The organism is Glutamicibacter sp. TV12E (assembly GCF_052441935.1).
Taxonomy (GTDB): Bacteria; Actinomycetota; Actinomycetes; order Actinomycetales; family Micrococcaceae; genus Glutamicibacter.
Map to the genome: position 1 here is coordinate 2,090,752 of NZ_JBQVVF010000001.1, position 19,116 is coordinate 2,109,867.

General features: G+C 57.8%; 13 protein-coding genes. 5 read left to right on the forward strand and 8 right to left on the reverse strand.

All coding sequences use genetic code 11. The features are described from left to right. Positions 1-31: 31 nt before the first annotated feature. From ACT7DV_RS09820 to ACT7DV_RS09840, 5 genes are all read right to left on the reverse strand, one after another. The gene (locus tag ACT7DV_RS09820) at positions 32-1,264 is read right to left on the reverse strand and encodes a serine hydrolase domain-containing protein (protein ID WP_444662194.1); all 1,233 of its coding nucleotides are present in this window, start codon (positions 1,262-1,264) and stop codon (positions 32-34) included. Further along, the gene (locus tag ACT7DV_RS09825; RefSeq protein ID WP_444662196.1) at positions 1,254-2,879 is read right to left on the reverse strand and encodes a biotin carboxylase; all 1,626 of its coding nucleotides are present in this window, start codon (positions 2,877-2,879) and stop codon (positions 1,254-1,256) included. Before ACT7DV_RS09825 ends, ACT7DV_RS09820 begins: the two co-directional genes overlap by 11 nt. Before the next feature lie 217 nt (positions 2,880-3,096). Continuing rightward, positions 3,097-4,500 carry an NAD-dependent epimerase/dehydratase family protein gene (locus ACT7DV_RS09830; RefSeq protein ID WP_444662198.1) on the reverse strand — a complete coding sequence of 468 codons (1,404 nt, stop codon included), beginning with the start codon at positions 4,498-4,500 and terminating at the stop codon, positions 3,097-3,099. A 163-nt stretch (positions 4,501-4,663) separates the two neighbouring features. Beyond that, positions 4,664-6,169, reverse strand: a complete 1,506-nt coding sequence (gene putP / locus ACT7DV_RS09835; RefSeq protein WP_444662199.1) for a sodium/proline symporter PutP — start codon at positions 6,167-6,169, stop codon at positions 4,664-4,666. A gap of 134 nt (positions 6,170-6,303) precedes the next feature. Next, positions 6,304-7,266 carry a LysR family transcriptional regulator gene (locus tag ACT7DV_RS09840; RefSeq protein WP_444662201.1) on the reverse strand — a complete coding sequence of 321 codons (963 nt, stop codon included), beginning with the start codon at positions 7,264-7,266 and terminating at the stop codon, positions 6,304-6,306. Between the two features lie 224 nt (positions 7,267-7,490). Between ACT7DV_RS09840 and ACT7DV_RS09845 the strand changes: the two genes are divergently transcribed. Then, positions 7,491-11,009 (forward strand): proline dehydrogenase family protein, encoded by a 3,519-nt coding sequence (locus ACT7DV_RS09845; RefSeq protein ID WP_444662202.1) that lies wholly within the window; start codon positions 7,491-7,493, stop codon positions 11,007-11,009. A gap of 73 nt (positions 11,010-11,082) precedes the next feature. Here the strand turns inward: ACT7DV_RS09845 and ACT7DV_RS09850 are convergent, their stop codons facing one another. Continuing rightward, positions 11,083-11,682, reverse strand: coding sequence for a hypothetical protein (locus tag ACT7DV_RS09850; RefSeq protein WP_444662204.1), 600 nt, complete (start codon positions 11,680-11,682; stop codon positions 11,083-11,085). 94 nt (positions 11,683-11,776) lie between these two features. On the opposite strand from ACT7DV_RS09850, the gene ACT7DV_RS09855 reads away from it, so the two are divergent. From ACT7DV_RS09855 to ACT7DV_RS09870, 4 genes are all read left to right on the forward strand, one after another. After that, on the forward strand, positions 11,777-12,685 hold the full coding sequence (locus ACT7DV_RS09855; protein WP_444662206.1) for a LysR substrate-binding domain-containing protein: 909 nt from the start codon (positions 11,777-11,779) through the stop codon (positions 12,683-12,685). 174 nt (positions 12,686-12,859) lie between these two features. Further along, the gene (locus ACT7DV_RS09860; RefSeq protein ID WP_444662208.1) at positions 12,860-14,197 is read left to right on the forward strand and encodes an MFS transporter; all 1,338 of its coding nucleotides are present in this window, start codon (positions 12,860-12,862) and stop codon (positions 14,195-14,197) included. Positions 14,198-14,228: 31 nt separating this feature from the next. After that, positions 14,229-15,518: a M20 family metallo-hydrolase gene (locus ACT7DV_RS09865; RefSeq protein WP_444662209.1), complete on the forward strand. Its 1,290-nt coding sequence runs from the start codon at positions 14,229-14,231 to the stop codon at positions 15,516-15,518. Next, entirely contained in the window at positions 15,515-16,981 is a 1,467-nt protein-coding gene (locus ACT7DV_RS09870) for an amidase (protein ID WP_444662211.1), read from the forward strand. Before ACT7DV_RS09865 ends, ACT7DV_RS09870 begins: the two co-directional genes overlap by 4 nt. 56 nt (positions 16,982-17,037) lie before the next feature. Here ACT7DV_RS09870 and ACT7DV_RS09875 read toward each other — a convergent pair whose 3' ends face one another. Further along, a complete protein-coding gene (locus tag ACT7DV_RS09875) occupies positions 17,038-18,210 on the reverse strand; it encodes an ABC transporter permease (protein WP_444662213.1) in 1,173 nt (390 codons plus the stop codon). Continuing rightward, positions 18,207-19,088, reverse strand: coding sequence for an ABC transporter ATP-binding protein (locus tag ACT7DV_RS09880; RefSeq protein WP_444662214.1), 882 nt, complete (start codon positions 19,086-19,088; stop codon positions 18,207-18,209). The genes ACT7DV_RS09875 and ACT7DV_RS09880 overlap by 4 nt, the downstream gene beginning before the upstream one ends. Positions 19,089-19,116: the final 28 nt, after the last annotated feature.

Sequence of the window (19,116 nt, forward strand, 5' to 3'; positions counted from 1 at the left end):
GGGCGCATTTTTCGGTTTGGAGATTTGGCCGTTATTCGTGCGTTGCCAGATAGTTGGAGACGGCTTCAAAAGCCCTGATGGTAGGGAAGAGCTTGGACGCATCCTGCGGCAAGGGCCAGCTCGACAGCTTCACGGCCACCAATTTCGTTGCCGGATCCATGTAGATCATCTGGCCATGGATTCCCAAGGCCACCGCGGCATTGGTGGCAGGGTTGGGAAACCAGATCTGGTTGCGATATCGGCCGCCAGGCATCATGTTGTCGGTGGGGGATAGGGCGAAGGCCTGTTGCTGCAGCGGGTCCGCAGTGAAGGTGTCGGCCAGCCAGTTTTCGGAAACGACCTGTTTTCCGGTCAAGGCCCTGCCGCCGTTGACGTACACATGCCCGAAGCGCGCGAGGTCGCGAAGCGTGGCATTAAAACCGCCATCGAACATTCCGGTTCCGAATTGGTCCACGCCCATGACCAGGTCCTGCTGTGCTCCAATTTTTGACCAGATGCTCTCCGAGAGCAGTTCCTGCATCGGCGCACCACCAGCAGATTCCAGCACCCAGCCCAGAACATCAGTTTCACAAGAGCGGTACTCGAAAGCGCCACCGTGCGCCGACTTGGCCTGCAAGGTCCGCAAGAATTCGTACATGCCGATGGGGCCGACAGTTCCGTGGGCGGGTGCCCAGCCGATGGCCTCTTCGAGCAACCGGACTTCCGCGCCCGGGTCCAGGTACTCTTCCGAGAATTTGATGCCCGAGCGCATATCCAAAATGTCGCGCACCCGTGCTCCGGCATAGCCGCTGGTAGCCAGCGCTGGCACGTAGGTGGTGACTTCCTGCTCGGGATCCAGCCGCCCCGCATCAATCAGTGCACCTGCCAAGGTGCCGACCAGGGTCTTGCTCACGGACATCAGCAAATGATCGGTCAGCGAGGTCATGGTGTTGTAGTACTTTTCCCAGAGAATCCTGCCGTTGTGCATGATCAGCACCGCGTCGGTATTGGTCGCGTGCATCACCCCGCGCACGGTCAGCGCCGGGTCGGTAATGCTGGCCTTGGCTACTTCCAGCTTTCCCATTTTTTCTTCGGCCAAATGCAGCTTCACAATCGGACCGTCACCGCGGGAGACCTTCACGGTGGGGTGGATGCGGGCAATGTTCTGGAAAGAGCGCTTGATGTTCTGCGGGTACTGCCAGGTGGCAATGTTCAGCGCAGTGCTGGAGTTACCGGAGGCGTTGGCCGACTGTGGCGCGGCGGCATCGGTGGCCTCAGTTGCCATGCTCTGCCGTTGGAACGTCAATGCCCTTGTACTGGGAGCGGATCGAGGCGATGAAGTGCTTGGCATCAATGCTGAGCTTGGTTTTCTTCTTGCCTTCGTACTGAAGTTTGGCCTTGGTGACCAGGACCCCAAGGTCGGCCCCTTTCCAGCGATAGTCTTCTACGCCGTAAATGCGCAGGAAGAATGCTTCTTTATGCGATTGCAGCTGGTGCCAGTCCAGCGCGGCGCGGGAGAACTGCAGCTTGCCTCGTGAATCAAGGAAGTATTTTCCCGTGCGCGGTGCATGGGTAATGTACTGGAGAATGTCATCGGTTTCCTTGATGATCATGTGGCTCCAGATATCGGCCCCGCTCATCTCTTCCCAGCGCGCGTTGATCTCATCAACATCCAAGTCGAATTCAATATCCAAGAATTCAAGGAGGTGGAAGAGGAACAGCGGGACATCCGCATAGGCGCCGGCAGTGACGTTGGTAATGGCGCTGGCACCGGAGATTCGCGGGTTCAGCTCGCCGAGGTATACCTCGTCCGTATCGGTATCAACGAGTACATCAACCTCGAAGAATCCGCGGTAGCCCGCGCTCTGCAGGCCGTTGCCCACCTTGCGGACCAGATCGATGGTGCGCGAGCGCTGCGAATCGGTGAGCACATCGGGGTGCATCTCGTTGCCGCACCAGCCACCCTTGTACGGGGTCAATTCCTTGTAGCCGGCGAGTTCGGTCAGGATCGGCCCCACCACGGTCCCGCAGCCGGTGAGCACTGCTTCCACGGCAACCGGCTGGTTGTTAATCCGCTTCATGACCTTCAGCTCTTCGCCGATGATGTTCTTGGAGTGCTGCTTCCACTGCTGCTTGGAATCAATGAAGAACGTGGTCTTGCCCGAGTCGCCATATGGGGTTTGAACTACCAGGTCATCGCCGAGTCCGGCTTCATCGGCCAACTCCATGAGCTCTTCGTAGCTAGATGCTGTGCCCAGGACGTTGGGAACCGAAGGAGCACCTGCGGCGTTGCCAAGCTTGGTGGTGACAATCTTTGAATCAAGTTCCTCGCGCAGGGCGGCAGAAGGCAGGATCAGGTCGTAGCCGAGTTCTTCGCAGATCGCTTCGGTGTCTTCGTCGAAGAACACCATGGCGATCTTGGGGCGTGGCCCGCCGGGGGTGCACTGGGAGTCGATGTATTCGCGAACCTCGGGGTTTTCCAGAAGCCAGTTGTTGATTTCCTCAGCGCTTTGGAATTCGATGTAGGGCTTCTCAGCTGGCGTGAAAACCCGGGGATGGTGGCCATCCCAACCGTCGTAGTAGGTGATGTAGCTGAATTTGCGGACCCACCGGTCCAGTCCCAGCAGATTGACCGGGGTAGCACCGAGGAAAAAAATCGGAGTCTTGTTGGTGCGGAAGAAATGGCGCACTTCGCTCATGTTCTTCAGCTTGCGTTCAAAGGGCAGGACCCTGGAGGAGATCTCCTCAGGCAATTCCTGATTGTAGGCGGCATCAACTGCGACGTTGGCGCTCAGATGATCTGTAGCGGTGCGCGCCTTATGGCGCAGTTTGTCCAAATCGCTTGGCTTGGGCATGCGGGGACGAGAAGCCGGGGCGTGGGCTTCAAGGATATTGGCCATGATGTGTTGCTGTCCTTTGAAACTGTCTGAAGGAGGGGCGATGGCACGAGAGAATGCGTGACAGTTTCATGCTCAAGTCCCATCGTGAGCAACAGTGGCTTTTGCCGTGAACACGCGGTGAACATTGGCCCCGGATCTTCGTCTTTGACCTATGACTAGGAGAAAGATAAAAATACGGGGCCAATAAGCATGCAACGTTACCGACTATTTCGAGAGTCTAGCCAGCGATGGTGGCAGCGAAATCCGTTTCCTGGAATTCAAATCCCGCCTGGTCCAGAACCTCGCTGGTGACCTTTCGCCCGGTCAATGCGACGCGCGCATTCGAACCCATGACGGCCGCGCCGATCTTGGGCAGTACCGAGCCGGTGGGCAGCCCCGGCAGTCCTGCGACTGAACGCAGTGCAGCCATGACCTGGGCATTGCGCAAGGGCACGGGGCTGGTTCCATGAACCAAGCCTGCGGGAATCTTCGGTGATTCAAATCCGAGCATGCAACGAATCAGGCGCAGCCAATCCTGCAAGCCAATCCAGCTGAACCACTGCCGGCCGTTGCCCATCGGTCCGCCCAGGCCGGTATTCACCAGCATGTTCAGCGGACCGAGCAAGGGGGCATCAGGATGCATCACCAGCGAGGTGCGCAGGATGTAGCGCTGCTCGGCGTTCACCTCGGCCTCATTAAAGGCTTGCTCCCATGCCGAAGCGACGCCGGTCATTTCCGGAAGCGCACGGTGGTCGCTGGGGATGGGGCTGGACTCGGTCAGCTCGGCTTCGCCGGCATCGCCAAAGATCGCTGTGGTGCTCGACTGGATCCAGGTGGCAAGCTTCGGCGCCGAGGCTGCGGCCTGCGCCAGGGTCTGGGTGGAGGTCACTCGCGAGTCGGTGAGGGCTGCGATGTTTGCCGGGGAGTTGCGTTTGTCCACGCGTTCGCCGGCCAAGTTGATCAGGTGAACCGGGTGATCGCTGCGCAGCACGCCGGTCCAAGGTCCTTGGTGCACGCCGTCCCAGATGAATTGTTCGGCAGGGAAATCGGCCTCCGCCTTGCGGGTAAGCACCGCTACGGACATGCCTCGGCAGACCAGATCGGCGGCGAGGTTGCGGCCAAGGAATCCGCGGCCGCCGGAAATGACGATCTGGGCATCGCGCTTGCGGTGCGCGGTGGGCGCAACGATCTTGTAGAGGCGTGCCGCTGCCACGGCGAAGTCCTTGCACAGGGCATTGGCCACGGTGAATTTAAAGGCTGCGGTGCCCGGACCGGAGAGGCGAACGGTGAAGTGCACCAGGCAGCCATTCTCATCTTCTTCGACCTGCCAACGCAGGGTCATTTCGCCTGCCGGCTGCGGCTGGGTGAACTCGACCATTCGGGTTTGATGGTTGCGCCGGGTGATGGTTCCGGACGGTGCGGTGCTCCGGTGCAGGGAGCCAAACAGCTTGCCAGGTGGCAGGAGATCTACCTTGGTGCCAACTCCGCGCTGGTCGTCATGGACGACAAAGCCCTCGAAGCTTTTCATCCACAGGCCGGTTTGGGACAGGTTGCCGACGATGGAGTAGACGGCTTTGGGATCTGCGGCCAGGAACTGGGTTTCGGTGCGCTGCCAGTGGGTGAATTTATTCTGGGTGCTCATCGTGAAAGTTCCTTCCAGCTCGGGACATCGGGCATAGCTCAAGGCTACTGCGCCCGGGACAGTTAATCAGGTGCGACATCAAGGCCCGCGGGGTATGAAAAAAGCTTCCCGCAGCTGCGCACCTTTACGGTTTGCAGCTGCGGGAAGCTTGATCAGTGGATTCCTAGGCGGTGACCTTCGAACCGACTTCCTTTTCCATCTCGGTGAATTCCGCATCGATGGTTGGGTTTGGCCGGAAGGTGGCTCGGGAGACCAGCCAGGCGACCAGCAGGGCAACGATGAAACCAGGAACGATTTCATACATGGCCGAGGACAGCGGCTTGATGTTTCCCCAAATGAAGACAACTATGGCACCGGAAACCATGCCGGCGAATCCGCCAACAGCAGTCAGCTTGCGCCAGTACAGCGACAACAGGACGATCGGGCCGAAGGCGGCGCCGAAGCCTGCCCAGGCGAAGGACACGAGCTCCAAGATGGAAGAGTTCGGATTCAGTGCCAGTACTGCGGCAATGATAGCCACGAGCAGCACGCCGGAACGCCCAAGGTTAACCAGTGCCTTCGGCGAGGCCTTGCGACCGGTGATGTTGTACAGATCTTCTACCAGTGCCGAGGAGCAAACAATCAGCTGAGATGACATGGTGGACATGATCGCTGCCAAAACAGCGGCGAGCACCAGGCCGGCAATCAGCGGGTGGAAGAAGGTCTGGCTCAGCAGCAAGAAGACGGTTTCGCTGCTGGACTTGTCCAGCGGCTTGTCAGCGAAGTACGCGACGCCAATGAATGCGGTAAGGATGGCGCCCAAGGTAGTCAGGAACATCCAGCCAATGCCGATGCGGCGGGCAGTTTTTGCCTCGCCGGGGGTGCGCAAGGCCATGAAGCGCACGATGATGTGCGGCTGGCCGAAGTAGCCCAGGCCCCACGCGGCAGTTGAGAAGATGGCCACTGCCGCCAGGATCGCGCTGTTGTCGTTGAATGAAGAGAACAGGTTGAAAGCATCCGGGTTCAGGGTGGTGATCTTGGTGCCGATGTCCCCGATGTTGCCCATGTTGATCACGGCGACAATTGGGACAGAGATCAGGGCAAGGAACATCAGGACACCCTGGACCATGTCTGTCAGCGATGCGCCGAGGAAGCCGCCAAAGAGGGTGTAGAGCAAGGTAATGATGGCGACGAAGAACATCCCCGAGAGATAGGGCCAGCCGAAGGATGCGTCGAAGAACTTGCCGGCAGCCACCATGCCCGAAGAGACATAGAACGTGAAGAACACCAGGATGATCACGGCGGAACCGATGCGCAGAAGGTGCGCTTTGTCCTTCAGCCGCTTCTCGAAGAAGCTGGGAATGGTGATCGCGTTCTCGGAGATGGCGGTGTAGGAACGTAGTCGCGGAGCGACATACTTCCAGTTCAGCCAGGCACCGATGAGCAGGCCGATGGCGATCCATGCCTCATGCAGGCCGCCCAGATAGATGGCGCCAGGAAGGCCCATGAGCAGCCAGCCGGACATGTCGGAGGCACCGGCAGAGAGCGCGGCAACCCAGGGTTTCAGGCCGCGGTCGGCCAGCATGTAGTCGTCGATATTGTTGGTTCGGCGATACGCCACATAGCCGATGCCAAGCATGGCGGCCATGTAAATCGCAATCGCAATCATCTGGAAAGTCTGGTCGGACATAGTTCCTCATTACCGTTGCTGTCCCGGATCGCTGGGGTGATCCGGAACGCGGATTCAAGTGGTGCGAGTCACCACTATGACACGAATTGCGCAGTTTGTCGCAAGTGCCTAAAAATTCAGAAAGGTTGGTTTTCCTAATCGACCGTATCGAAGTCTTTGGGTGTAGCCAAAATTACGGAGTCGTCTGCATCACTCATTCCCGGCTGTGCGTGCAGCATGTTGCGCACCGCCTGAATCCCCGGTGACTTGGTAGAAGAATGCCGCATTGCCGTGAAGATGGTGCGCGCCGGAGCGCCGGGCAAATCCACGGTGCGCAAGGCGCTGTGGTTGGAGCGAAGCACTAGATCCGGGAGCATCGCCACGGCATTTCCGGTCTGGACCAGTTCCACGTGGGCCTGCAGATCGGCGGTCTCGTAGCGCAGGTCCGGTTCGAAGCCCGCCAGCCGGCAAGCCTGCAGGGCCCAATGCCGGCTGGCCGCCCCATCTGGTTCCACCACCCAGGGCAAGGTGGCAGCATGCTCCAGCAGGGTGACCCGGTCGAATTCCTCGTTGCCTGCGGCTCCACGCACCGGAAGGGCCAGACGGATGGGATCGTGGGTGAGCATGCGGCGGTCAAGGCTGGCGTAGTGCGGGGCCGAATGGCCTGAATATTGTTCGGCAACCACGAGGTCAAAGCTGCGGCTGCTCGTTTCCTGCAGCGCGTCGGCCGGCTCCTGCTGGCTCATTTCCACCCGGAGTTCCGGGTATTTTTCGCGCAATTCCCGCAAAACCGGCGGCATCAGGGCGAGCATCGCGGTCTGGAAGACGGCCAGCCTCACGGTGCCAGCAACCGTGGACATGGTGCCAGCCAAATCCGCTTCGGCCTGCTCCATGGCTTCGAGCAGGGTTTCGGTGTGGGCGACCAGCAGTTGGGCCTGGGCGGTGAGCTTCAGGGTGCGCCCGGTACGGCGCAACAAGGGCACCCCGGCTTCTGCCTCCAGCTGGCTTAGTTGCTGGGAAACCGAGGAGGGGGAGTACCTCAGCGAGTCGGCAACTTCGGCAATGGTTCCGCGGATGCTGAGCTCTCGGAGCAGCCGCAATCGTCGCAATTCAAGCACCGGTTTTCCGCCGTTCCTGTGGGTTGGATGTGATGCGTCTCAATACATTAGCAAACCCGAACAAATATCTTCGGTTTTGTTCGCTTTTGCTTAACGCAACTTGGGGTCATACTCGAATTTGCACACAGCTTTTTCCGCGGGGATCACCGCGCAGAAAGCCATAACGACATTAGCGTTCGGTGCCGAACCCAGACTGAACAACTTTGCATCGAAGGGACCAATAAGTGTCTTCAATCTCCACCCAGCACACCGTGCCGGCAGCAGTTGATGCTGCGGGCAACCCGCTTACCTCTCCGGCAGATGTCGCCGAAGATGTCATCGCGTTGGTGCGCCGCTGGCTCACCGAGGCTTCCAGCTATCCTGTTGATGCCGCGGCAGCCCGACTGGCCGGTGTGCTCAAGGATCCCAACGGCTTGGACTTCACCGTGGGATTTGTCGACGGAGTCATCCGTCCCGAAGACCTGCGTGTTGCCGCCGCCAACCTCAAGCAGCTGGCCCCGAAGGTTCCAAGCTTCCTTCCGTGGTACATGCGCAAGGCCGTGGGCCTGGGCGGAGTCATGGCACCGGTTCTGCCACAGGTTGTCGTCCCGATCGCGCGCAAGGTCTTGCGCGAGATGGTGGGCCACCTGATCATCGACGCCTCCGAAGCGAAGCTCGGCGGCGCGATCAAGAAGATCAAGCGCGAAGGCGTCAACCTGAACGTCAACCTCCTGGGTGAGGCCATCCTCGGCGAGGGCGAGGCCGCCCGCCGACTGGAAGGCACCACCACGCTGCTGGCCCGCGATGATGTGGACTACGTCTCCATCAAGGTGTCCTCCACCGTCGCCCCGCACAACCACTGGGCTTTCGATGAAGCAGTGGAGCACATTGTCGAGAAGCTCAGCCCGCTCTACGAGCTGGCCGCCAGCAGCCCCAAGAAGAAGTTCATCAACCTGGACATGGAAGAGTACAAGGACCTGGAGCTGACCATTGCGGTCTTCACCCAGATTCTCTCCAAGCCCGAGTTCAAGGATTTGCCGGCCGGCATTGTGCTGCAGGCCTACCTTCCTGACGCGCTGTCCGCCATGATCGAATTGCAGGAATTCACCGCAGCCCGCGTGGCCGACGGCGGAGCGCCGATCAAGGTCCGCGTGGTCAAGGGCGCAAACCTGCCAATGGAGACCATGGAAGCCGACATCCACGGCTGGCCGCTGGCTACCTGGCACAGCAAGCAGGACTCGGACACCAGCTACAAGTCCGTGCTGGAATATGCCCTGCGCCCCGAGCATGTGAAGAACGTGCGCATCGGCGTCGCCGGACACAACCTCTTCGACGTGGCGCTGGCCTGGCTGCTGGCCAAGGCCCGCAACGTCACCGACGGCATCGAATTCGAAATGCTCTTGGGCATGGCCACCGGCCAGGCCGAAGCAGTGCGCCGCGAAGTCGGCTCGCTATTGCTGTACACCCCGGTGGTGCACCCGCAGGAATTCGATGTGGCTATCGCCTACCTGATCCGCCGCCTGGAAGAAGGCGCCAGCCAGGACAACTTCATGTCCGCCGTCTTCGAGCTGTCCAAGAACGAGCAGCTCTTCGAACGCGAGAAGAACCGTTTCCTCGCTTCCCTGGAAGCGCTGACCAACAAGGTCCCTGCCCCGCACCGCATCCAGAACCGCCAGGTTCAAGATCCAGAACTCGCGGCCCGCATTGAGGGATTCGCCGATGGCTCCACGGAATTCTTCAACACCCCGGACACCGATCCGGACCTGATGCAGAACCGCACCTGGGGACGAGAGATCCTGGCCAAGATGGAAGCCTCGGCACTGGGCAAGGATCTGGTGAAGGCCAACACCATCAACGCCGCCGGCGAACTGGATGAAGCCATCGCCATGGGCGTGGATGCTTCGCAGGCGTGGCAGGCGATGGGCTCGGCGCAGCGCGCAGAGATCCTGCACCGCGCCGGACTGCTCTTCGAGGAACGCCGCGCCACCCTGCTGGAAGTTCTGGGTTCCGAATGCGGAAAGACCATCGACCAGGGAGACGTGGAAATCTCCGAGGCCATCGACTTCGCCCACTACTACTCGCAGCTGGGCCGCGAACTCGATGAGGTTGACGGCGCAAAGTACGTGCCATCGAAGCTGACCGTGGTCACCCCGCCATGGAACTTCCCGATGGCCATCCCGGCCGGTTCCACCCTCTCGGCTTTGGCCGCAGGCTCGGCCGTGATCATCAAGCCGGCAACCCAGGCTGCTCGCGTCGGATCGGTCATGGTGCAGTGCCTCTGGGATGCAGGTGTTCCCAAGGATGTTCTGCAGCTGGTATTCGTGGGCGATCGCACCCTGGGCCAGCAGCTGGTCTCCGATGAGCGTGTTGACCGGTTGATCCTCACCGGTGGCTACGAAACTGCTGAGCTCTTCCGCTCCTTCCGCAAGGACCTGCCGCTGCTGGCCGAGACTTCGGGCAAGAACGCCATCATCGTCACCCCGCACGCCGACCTTGATCTGGCAGCCCGCGACGTGGTGCAGTCTGCCTTCGGCCACGCCGGTCAGAAGTGCTCGGCCGCCTCGCTGGTCGTTCTGGTGGGCACTGTGGCTGACTCGCGCCGCTTCAACAACCAGCTGATCGATGCGGTGAAGTCGCTGAAGGTCGGCTACCCATGGAATCCCGAGTCCCAGATGGGCCCATTGATTGGCGAGCCAGGCGCAAAGCTCAAGCGCGGCTTGACCACCCTGGGTGAGGGCGAGCGTTGGGCCATCGAGCCGAAGCAGCTCGACGATTCGGGCAAGCTCTACTCGCCAGGCGTGCGCTACGGCGTGCAGCGTGGCAGCGAGTACCACAAGACCGAATACTTCGGTCCGATCCTGGGCGTGATGACAGCTGCGACGCTGGAAGAAGCAGTAGAGATCGTCAACGAGGTGGACTACGGATTGACCTCGGGCCTGCACTCGTTGGACCGCGGCGAAATGGCCTACTGGCTGGATAACATCCAGGCTGGCAACGTTTACGTCAACCGCGGCATCACCGGCGCGATCGTTCAGCGTCAGCCATTTGGCGGCTGGAAGAAGTCGGCCATTGGCGCTGGCACCAAGGCCGGCGGCCCGAACTACCTGATTGGCATGGGCAGCTGGGTTGATGCACCGGTCAAGGACACCGCAGCACTGTCTCGTTTCGACGAGCGGTTGCTGGGTGCAGCGCAGCTTGATGAATCGCAGGCGCAGTGGCTGACCTCGGCCCTGGGCAGCGACAAGTTCTGGTGGAACACCGAATTCAATCAGGCCAAGGACCGTTCGGGATTGATCTCGGAGCGCAACGTCTTCCGCTATTGCTCGGTGGATGTCACTGTCCGCTTCGAGCAGGAGACCAGCGGCTATGGCTTGGCTGAGGCCTTGCGCGTGGTTGCTGCCGGTGTGGCCGCTGGTTCGCGTGTCCGCTTGTCCCTGGATGCTGAGCTTCCACGTGAACTTCGCACCCTGCTGGCCGAGAACTCGGTCACCGTGGTCCGCGAAAGCGCCGACCAGTTCGCAGCCCACGCAGCCAAACTGGCTGCGAAGACCGGCCCGGACTCGGCCGCCCGCATCCGCTTGATTGGCGGATCGGTGAAGGTCGTCGCCGAAGCCACCGATGGCAAGCCGGATGTTGCCATCTACGCTTCGCCGGTGACTGCTGCCGGTCGGGTGGAGTTGCTGCCGTTCCTGCATGAGCAGGCAGTGTCCATCACCGCCCACCGCTTTGGTACTCCTAACCACCTGAGCGACGGACTGGTCTAGTCTCCATCTCAAGCTGATGCAGCCAGCATTTCTTATATAAGGAATGCTGGCTGCATTGCTGTTCCCTGGAGAACTAGTTCTTGGGTTTCTTGTATTTGCGGATCAGGAAGTCCGCCACAGCGGATAAAAGCGCAGGAATAATGTAACGGCCCAATGTTGCCAGGACAAAGGCAGACAGCGAGCCGTGCTCTGAGGTAATGGCGGCCTGCGCAACAAGACCCATCCCGATGGCCGAAACAAGGCCGGTGATCCACCCGGCGAGTGAACGCGAACGCAATACAAACCAGCCGGCCAAAGCCATGACCGGCAGCAATAGGCCCCAGACCATGAAGTATCCGGAGTACTGGCCGGTGAAGTCCAGTGCCGACACCATGAACCAGTCGCCGTATTCGACGGTATCGATCACCGGTAGTTTCAGCACGACGTCCAGGATCTGCGCGAGCAGCACCAATGCCATGGCAAAGATCTTGGTGTCCCTGCTTCCGGGCAGGAACCACAGGCTGGCGACAGCGAGGCAGCGGGTGGCCCACAGCGCTACGATGATCAGCAGGCTTCCGCCGGTGATGTAGTGGGCGGTTGCCAACATGGTGGAGCCCGCGATGCAGACGGTTAAGAGAAGCCATACGCCAATGAGTCGGGCAGGCAATTGCAACAGTGGTTTTTCTTCGCTCACTGGGTCAAGTCTAGTAATAGTGGCTGTGTGCCCGCTTGGTTGGGTATTTTGGCCTATTCAAAGGGGGCGAATCGGTAGCTGGATAGAATAGAGCATGGCTCGCGCATTCACATTGGTACAGCTCCGTTATTTCATTGAAATCGCCAGACTCGAAAACATGCGGGCTGCCGCAAGCGCGCTGAACGTATCGCAATCCACGCTTTCTTCTTCTCTGAGCCAGTTGGAGCATGATCTAGGCGCGCAGCTATTCCTTCGATTGCCGAACCGCGCGTTGAAGCTGTCCGAAGATGGCAAGCGGCTGGTGGCAAGAGCAAGGATCCTCCTAGAGGATGCCGAAACCCTTCAAACATCGTTGAGCGGTACCGATGACCAAGTTGGAGGCAAGCTGCGGGTCGGCATTTTTGCGCCTCTCGCCCCGTTCATCGCACCGAGGCTGCTGAGCAATTTCCGAGAACAGTATCCCAAAATTGAACTGCAATTTGTAGAAGGCGAACAGCAGCAGATTCTCGAGGCTTTGGGCAAAGGCGAATGCGAAATAGCGTTGATGTACGACTTGGGTGTGAGCGCGGAGTTTTCGATGGAATCCGTAGAACGATTGGGTGCGCACATCATCGTCGCAGAGAATCACCGCCTAGCTCAGCGCAAGGAACCAATTTCATTCTCCGAGCTTGTTGACGAGCCGCTGGTGCTGCTTGATCAGGCGCATTCACGAGAGTACTTTCTGAAACTCTTTTCGTCACTTGATCTGGAACCGAACGTTGCGTATTGGGTATCAGGGTACGAAACAGTGAGATCCTATGTGGCCATGGGGTTGGGCTATTCCATTCTGAATAGAAGGATGTCGCACAACCTGACTTACACAGGTTTCTCGGTAGTGCCATTGCCCATTGCAGATCCAGTAGTCCCGATTTCCGTGGTGGTCGCTCATGTCAAGGAAATGCCAATAACGCGCAAGGCAAGGGTATTTGCCGAGCTTGCCCGCGAAATCTTGAACGATAGATAAATTCTAATCGTTTTTATCGATCAACCTAATAAGAGATTTGCGTTGGACGGATAAGCGCCTGATCGCAGAAAGTGGACTACTAAGAGAACGGGCGAAACGTCTGCCCCCTTCACTGAGTAGTACTTTCCTGAAGTGTTCACGTCACTAATTCCGAAAAAAGGAAATCTCATGACCGTGAGTAATACCGAATCGAAAACCGTCGAGTCTCTGCAAGAGACGAAAATGAAGCGTCGGGTGCTCGCCGGGGGTAGCGTCGGCCAGTTCATCGAGTTTTACGACTTCACGCTGTACGGTTTGTCAGCGGTAACGCTGTCAGCCCTCTTCTTTCCGTCACAGAATACCCTTGCTGGCCTATTGGCCACTTTCGCGACTTTTGGAGTTGCTTTCTTCGTCCGTCCACTTGGTGGACTCTTCTTCGGAGTACTCGGCGACAAAGTCGGACGTCGCAAAGTCCTCTTCATTACCCTGCTGACTATCGGCCTAGCCACGTTTAGCATCGGCTTGCTCCCTACCTTCGGCCAGATCGGTGTACTGGCACCGATACTGCTCGTACTCTGCAGGCTCATCCAGGGGTTCTCAGCAGGCGGCGAATCTGTCGGCGCACCAGCATTTGTTTTCGAACATGCTCCGGTTAACCGCAGGGGCTTCTGGCTCAACATCACTTTGGCTGCAACCGCGTTGCCGTCAGTGGTTGGAGGCACACTGATCCTGGTGCTCTCCAGCACTATGGACAGCGAGAATTTCCAGGAATATGGATGGCGCATCCCATTCCTGCTGGCTTTGCCACTGGCAATGTTCGGATTGTGGATCAGAGCTAAGACCGAAGAATCCGAAGCGTTCCAAGAGGTGCTCAAAAAGAGCGAGCACAAGGAATACAGCCCTTTGCAGCAGACCTTCGCGGAAAACAAGCTGCGCATGCTCCAGGTTATTTTCGTCATGGCACTGACGGCCATGGGCTTTTACTTCCTTTCAGGTTATTTCGTTTCCTATGTACAAGTGACCGGCAACCTCAGCCTAGAGAAGTCTCTGGCAGCTAATGCTTTGGCCATGGCAAGCTATGCGGTGCTCCTGCCGATCGGCGGCCGCTTGGGCGATCGTTTCGGACGCAAGCCCATGCTGATCGCTGGTTCAGCTGCCTTGCTATTACTCAGTGTTCCTTGCTTCATGCTGGTCACCAGTGGTTCCCTTGGCTTGGCCATTCTTGGACAACTTATCTTCGTCGTTCCAATGTGCATTTACGGTGGCGGTTGCTACACCTTCTTCGTCGAAATCTTCACCACGAAGACGCGCTACACGTCATCGGCCATTAGCTACAACGTCGCATACGCCATTTTTGGTGGCACTGCTCCGTTCGTGGGCACCTGGCTGGTATCGGCAACTGGAATTTCGATGTTCCCGGGTTTCTACATGGCTGCAGCAGCCTTGATCGTTCTGTGCCTGCTGGTATTTACCCCGGTACCGGAAACGCATCCCTTGCACGGTGCCAAAGTATCGCTGAAGACGACCGACTAAATTCCACGCCGAGCTTTTTCCCTGAAAGGAAATGACCTTGAATCAAGGATTTCTCACCGACTTCCACCACGTTGCAGAATTCGGGGCAACGGATCGCAACGGAGTCGATAGGCAAGCCGCAACCCCGGAAGACAGGTTGAGCCGCGACTGGTTCGCTGAGTTCGCAAAGAACGAAGGGTGGGAGCTACGAGTCGACAGCATCGGGAACATGTTCGCCCTCATCGAATCCAACCCGGGTGCGCCACACGTTCTTCTCGGGTCCCACTTGGATTCGCAACCGCTGGGCGGACGATTCGATGGCGCCTACGGTGTTATCGCCGGATTACATGCAGCCAAGAACATCAAACGACGTCTGGATGATGAAGGGCTGGTTCCGGAGTTCAACTTGGGTGTTGTGAACTGGTTCAACGAGGAAGGCGGACGATTTGCCCCCTCAATCATGGGATCCTCTGTCTTCGTCGGATCAATGGATGAAGCAGAAATGCTCAAAGTGAAAGACCTTGAAGGCACCACTGTTGCGCAAGCGCTGGAATCAATTGGGTATCTTGGGAAGGGCCAGCGGCCGGAGGTCGCGGGCTACGCGGAAATACACATCGAGCAAGGACGAATCCTTGAACGCGAGCAGATCAATATCGGCGCCGTAGATTATTCGTGGCATACGCAAAAGCTGGATATTGAAGTACTCGGCGAGCAGTCACACACCGGAGCGACAGCTATGGCAGATCGGCACGACGCTCTTGTCGCTGCCAGCAAAGTCATTCTCAAAGTTCACGATGTTGCTGCGAATTTTTCTGAGGGAAGCATCGTATCTTCAGTGGGGCGCATGACGCTTGAACCGAACTCACCGATAGTTGTTGCCCGTAGAGTTCACCTCATAGCCGACCTACGAGCGGAAACCAAGCATGATGTCCTTGAAGCCAGACGCATTTTGATCGAGCAAATTGCCGCTATTGGCGAAGAACATGAAATCAGGATCAACGTTCAGGACTTCGACGTCAGGGAGATCCAGTACTACCCGGTGGAAGGCCTGGAACTCGCGGAAAAATCGGCCGCAAATCTGGGAAAAAGCATTCGCAGGATTCGGACCATGGCTGGCCATGATTCAGTGGCAATGAATCGGATTGTGCCTACCGTCATGTTGTTCATTCCTTCCATCGACGGTGTGAGCCACTGTGAACGTGAATTCTCGACGGACGAAGATATGCTTCATGGTTTGGATGTCTTGACCGACGTTGGCTGGGAGATGAGCTTCGGTGCATTGAAGGAAAACGCCTTGCAGGAGCGCAGCAAGGATGAATATGCACAGGGCGTGACAGCATGAATGAACCGTTAGCGCTTCTTTCCGCTACTGAGCAATTACTCGCTTTCCGCGAGGGGTCTATTACCCCGACAGAGGTGCTAGAAGACCAACTGGAAAATTGCGCAGCTGATATTGCCTTGGCCGACAACCGAGTTAACGCGTTGACCGAAATTTTCTGGGATGACTCCAGAGCGCAAGCCAAAGCAGCGACTGAAAGCTACGCGAGAGCGCGCTTGACAGGTGACTTTGGCGCTTTGCCGCCGTTGCTTGGCCTGAGCGTTGCTGCCAAGGAAAAACACGCAGTCAAAGGGAAGTCCTTGTCCCTAGGGCTACTGTCCCATCAAGATGTCGTTTCGGATACTGACCATCCCATTATCGAACGGTTGCGGGCCGCTGGGGCAATAATTCATGCGCGAACCACGAGCCCGGAATTCAGTTGTGCTACGGTCACTCACTCACCGATGTGGGGAGTCACCCGTAATCCGTGGAATCGCCAAACTTCACCAGGCGGTTCATCCGGAGGCGCTGGTGCGTCATTGGCAGCTGGCTTCACCACTCTTGCGACGGCTTCGGATATCGCTGGCTCAACGAGAATTCCAGCGGCATTTACAGGAACAGTCGGGTATAAGGCTCCTTATGGACGTATTCCGGGCGTTGGTGAGCTTGCGTCAGACCGCTATCGTGGCGATGGACCGATGGGGCGTACCGTAGCTGATGTCATGCTGATGGCTGCCACGATAAGCGGAACGCATGCCGCGGATGCCAACTCCTGGGGCCCATCTGGAATTCCTATCGAGGTTGGCGAGCTCCAAACTTCGCAGTTGCGCATCGGCTTCAGTTGCAATTTAGGTGATTACCCAGTAGCTGAATCCGTGCTAGCTGCTTTTGACGAACTGGTTGAGAACCTCAAGAACTCCGGTTTCAATCTGCTCGAAGTTCAACTGCCATGGTCTACTGGGCAAATACGCGAAACTACATTTGCCCACTTTGGGCATATTCTTGCCCCGGCGATGGTTGAAGCGATCGGTAATTCCAGCAAGCCCCGTGCCGCCTACACAGATCAGTTCATCAGCGATGCTCTGGACCAGGCACGTTCGGTACCGCTGTTGGAATCCTTACGGAAAGATGCTCTTCTCAATTCGCAGCTCACTGAGGCCATGAGCGAAGTCGACATTCTGCTTTGCCCGACAAACGCAGTTGATTATCTATCGGCGGAGGGGAACTACCTTCATGGCATTGACGTGTCTGGAAAACATCTGACGCACTATTGGGAGGGGCACATGACCAGCCCATTCAATGTGGCTAATCATCGGCCAGCCTTGAATATTCCGTGCGGAATTGGCCGCGACAACGTTCCGGTTGGTGTCCAAATTGTTGGCCAGCCGTGGGACGAGAAGACGGTTTTTGAAGCGGCATTGATTCTAGAGCGGCTAATCGGGTTCCGAACGAATACGAGGTACCCAGAATTGGCTAATTTCGGCTAGGCTCTCGTCCCCGCTGTTCTGAAGTGGTCTGGGCTCCGGCAATAAATCTTATGGTTCTAGACTTCCAGCTTCATTGCCTTGCGCAGAGTCAGGGAACCACCGGTGTGCATCACTGCCCGGCGATAGATTTTCTCTGCAAAGAGCAATACTGCCCAGCAGGTGGCCAAGAGGATGACCAATGAAAGGATTGGCTCCCACAGGGCAACCTCGCCGGATAACAACCGGATGGGCATGGCTACGGAGGAGGCGATAGGAACGTAGGAGGCCGCAACCAAGAAGCCGTCCTTGGCGTACAGACCGATGAACAGCACCGCAATGAGAACGGTGACCACTGGGCCGCTGGATTGCTGCAGGTCTTCGGTTCTCGTTGCCAACGATCCAAGTGCGGCCCAGATGCCGGCCAAGACCAGGAATCCGCCAAAGAAGAAGACCACAAACCATCCGGCAACCTGGGAAACAACACCGAGGAACGGGATCTCCAAGGGCGACAGATACGCCGCCAGCAGCCCAACGCTGAGGAAGACCAAGAGCTGGATCATCGCCAGAATGACATTTCCAACGATTTTTCCGGCCAACAATTGGCGTAGCTGGATGGTGCTGGCAAGGATCTCCACCACGCGGTTCTGTTTCTCTTCGATCACGGAGTTGGCGATAGGCATGCCGAAGAGCAACGCGGCCATGTAGAAAAGGAAGGAAAAGAGGAATCCCATGGCCTTGACCATTGAATTCCGGCCGGCATCACCTTGAAGCTGGGACACCGTCAAGGCATCTGCAGAAGGCAGGCTCGCAGCATCCAGCCCTGCGGATGAAAGGACCTGCTCAGTAAGCATAGTGTCGACACCGTCGGCAACTAGTTGACGAAGCTGATCATCAACTTCGTCCAAGCCGGTCAGCGAATAGGCTTGCCCATCATTGCGGCTGGACAGCATCGCGTCTAGGTCGCCATCGCTAAGTTGTTGCCGTGCTTCTTGTACGGTGGATTGGGCAATACGCAGCGAGACATCGTCCGGTTTGTCTTTCTGGACTTGGGTGAGCACTTGATAGCTGGACTCGTCGGTAGCTGTTACCGAGAATTCTGTACCACGGCTGCCGAGAACGCTGGAGACGACAATCGATCCGATGATGATTACCAATGTGCCGATGGTGCTGATGATGAAGGCCTTGTCACGTAGTTTCGTTTCAACTTCCCGCAGTGCGACGATCAGCCAGGCAGGGGTCGTGGTTTTCATCGGATGATCTCCCGGTAGATGTCGGCCAGGGACGGACGATAGATGGAGAACTCGTTTACCGATCCGCGCTCCATAGCCTGTGACAGCACCCGCTGTGCGGCGGCTTCGGACTCGAAATTAACCAGCGCGTCTGGGCCGGAAATATCGATAACGGTGACCCCTGGTTCGTTGCGCAGCCAGCCGGTATCTGAGCCCAAAGAAATGCGGTGGCGCGAAGCCTGCGAAGTGCGCAGGTCATCGGCCGACGAGTTGGCGAGAATCTTGCCCTGCTGGATGATCACGAGGTGGTCGACCAGCACATCCAGCAAATCCAGTTGATGCGATGAGAAGAGAACAGGAACTCCTCGTGAAGCGTAGTCTCGCAGGATCGAGCTCATGGCATCCACGGCGAGGGGATCAAGCCCGCTGAATGGCTCATCCAGAACCAGCACGTCTGGTTCATGCAAGAGCGAAGCAGCCACCTGAACCCGCTGCTGATTGCCCAATGACAGCGACTCCAGCTTGGCTTTTGCCCGCGACTCCAGCCCGAACCGCGTCAAGAGCTCCATCGCTCGCGAACGGGCGGTGGTTCTTCCTAATCCGTGGAGCTGGCCTAAATACACCAGTTGATCAATTACGGGTTGTTTTGGATACAGGCCTCGTTCTTCGGGCATGTATCCGAAATTCGGTCGTATATCCGACGATAATTCAACGCCATTGAGAGTGACCGTCCCCGTGTTGGTTGCCAGCAAGCCCATGATGATGCGCATGGTGGTGGTTTTTCCAGCACCGTTGGCACCAACGAATCCGGTTAGGGCCCCGCCTGGCACGGTGAAGCTCACATCTTCAAGCACCTGATGGTTCGAGAATGATCGTGAGACGTTATGCAACTCAAGCATGATTTCCCCTGCCCAATATTCTTTGTAC